General features: G+C 73.2%; 2 protein-coding genes and 1 pseudogene. 2 read left to right on the top strand and 1 reads right to left on the bottom strand.

What is annotated here, in order from left to right; all coding sequences use genetic code 11:
- Together ACTHMS_RS15525 and ACTHMS_RS15520 are read left to right on the top strand one after the other, a co-directional pair.
- On the top strand, window positions 1–504 hold a 504-nt coding region (locus tag ACTHMS_RS15525), incomplete at its 5' end, for a methylmalonyl-CoA mutase family protein (RefSeq protein ID WP_440307575.1).
- 176 nt (window positions 505–680) lie between these two features.
- Window positions 681–1586 (top strand): tetratricopeptide repeat protein, encoded by a 906-nt coding sequence (locus ACTHMS_RS15520; RefSeq protein WP_440307574.1) that lies wholly within the window; start codon window positions 681–683, stop codon window positions 1584–1586.
- A 12-nt stretch (window positions 1587–1598) separates the two neighbouring features.
- Here ACTHMS_RS15520 and ACTHMS_RS15515 read toward each other — a convergent pair.
- Window positions 1599–2226: pseudogene (locus ACTHMS_RS15515) on the bottom strand (neutral zinc metallopeptidase); the annotation flags it as partial.

Genomic DNA, 2226 nt, shown 5'->3' with positions numbered 1-2226 from the left:
GACCCGCTGGGCGGCTCCTGGTACGTCGAGGCGCTCACCGACCGGCTCGAGGCCGAGGCGGAGGCGATCTTCGAGCGCATCAAGGAGCTCGGCGGCGACGGCACCATCACCTCCGGGCTGCTGCGCGGCATCGAGGACGGCTGGTTCGTCGGCCAGATCGCCGACTCGGCCTTCGAGTACCAGACGGCGCTCGAGAAGGGCGACAAGCGCGTCGTCGGCGTCAACACCCTGGCCGGCTCGGTGGACGCGCACGACCAGCTGGACATCCTGCGGGTCAGCCACCAGGTCGAGAAGGACCAGAAGGCCGAGCTGGCGGCCCGCCGCAGCAGCCGGGACGACGACGCCGCGCGCGCGGCGGTCGCCCGCATGGTCGAGGTGGGCCGGACCGAGGAGAACATGGTCCCGGCGATGCTGGACGCCGTCCGCGCCGAGGCGACCCTGGGCGAGATCTGCGACGCGCTGCGCGCCGAGTGGGGCAGCTACACGGAGCCTGCGAGGTTTTAGGAGCCGCCCCCGCGAGGGCGGTCCGACGAGGAGGGCCGGAAACGGCTCCACGCAGGTCGGGGACGGCACCTGGCCGCGGTGTCGCCCGGTAGGGCGACGAAGTGTAGGACAAGAGGTACATGCAACCGAGCCGTTCCGGTCGCCCCGACCCACGAGCGCAGGCGCAGCAGGCCCAGATGGCGGCCTCGCTGGCCGGCGCCGTCGACCTCGCCGCCGTGAAGGCACGCTCCGAGGCCGCCGCGCGCGCCCAGGCCGCCCCGCCGCCCAGCGCCTCGGCCCCGGCCGGCGCCCCCGGCAGCGCGGTCGTCGACGTCACCGAGGCGACCTTCCAGTCCGAGGTGCTCGACCGCTCGTTCCAGGTGCCGGTCGTGCTCGACCTCTGGGCCGAGTGGTGCGGGCCGTGCAAGCAGCTCTCGCCGGTGCTCGAGCGGCTGGCCGCGGAGGGCGGCGGCTCGTGGGTGCTCGCCAAGGTCGACGTCGACGCCAACCCGGCGCTGGCCCAGGCGCTGCGGGTGCAGGGCATCCCGGCGGTCAAGGCCGTCTGGCAGGGCCAGCTCGTCGCCGAGTTCACCGGCGCGATCCCCGAGGACCAGGCGGAGCAGTTCGTCACCGAGCTGGTCCGCGCCACCACCGGCGGCGGGCTGCCCGGCGAGGGCCCCGAGCCGGAACCCGACGACCCGCGGATGGACGCCGCCGAGTCGGCCCTCGAGCGCGGCGACCTCGCCGCCGCCGAGGAGGCCTACCAGGCGATCCTCGCCGAGCAGCCCGACCACCCCGAGGCCGGGCTGGCGTTGCGCCAGGTGCAGCTCTTCCGGCGCGCCGTGGAGGCAGGCCCGGACGCGCTCGCCAAGGCCGAGGCCGACCCCGACGACGTCGACGCGCAGCTGCGCGCCGCCGATGTGCTGCTCGGCACCGGCGACGTCGAGGGCGCCTTCGACCGGCTGGTCGACGTCGTCCGGCGCACCTCGGGCGACGACCGCGACAAGGCGCGGACGCACCTGATCGAGCTGTTCGCCCTGGTCGGCGACGACGACCCGCGCGTGGGCGCGGCCCGCAGGAAGCTCAGCGCCGCCCTGTTCTAGCGGGGTCCTTACTCAGATGCCGATGTCGCAGGCCTTGCCGCCCTGGGCGAAGCCGTCGCGGAACGAGCGGAAGAGCTCGAACCCGGACTCGTGGGTGTTCGGGAAGACCTGGTCCGAGACGCCGTAGGTGAGCAGGAACCGAACGCCCTCGTCGACGTCGCCGGGGCTGAGCGACACCGTGTCGGAGAAGTCGCCGTCGAAGGTCCGGGCGGTGTACCAGCCGGTCAGGCAGGCGGCCGAACGGGTGGCGGCCTCGTCGTCGGTGGACTTGCCCAGTTGGGACCGGGCGGCGAGGGCGTACGGGAGCGAGATCGCCGTCGCCACCGACCAGTCGCCGATCTTGTAGGCCGGCTTGGTGAGGTCCTTCTCGTCGAAGTAGACGGTCGTGTCCGAGGCGCAGTACCCGAGTTCGCGGCTCGCGCTCCCGTCGCACTTCGGCGCCTGGCCGGGGGAGGCGGCGACCTGGGGCGCCGTGAAGCTCTTCGACAGCAGCTGGCTGAAGACGGCGGTCCAGAACCGGGGCAGCGTCTTCTCGACGTACTGGATCGTGTCGGAGTACGCGGAGTTGCCGTTGTTCTGCTCGTCCTTCTGGCTGGTGAACGCCTCGTCGGTGAACACCCGGTCCGACCCGAAGTCGTCG

Origin of the sequence: Jatrophihabitans sp., assembly GCF_051960575.1 — a bacterium.
GTDB lineage: Bacteria > Actinomycetota > Actinomycetes > Mycobacteriales > Jatrophihabitantaceae > JBQCEE01.
Note: the sequence above shows the minus strand (reverse complement) of the source record. Positions and strands in the feature narration are given on the sequence as shown.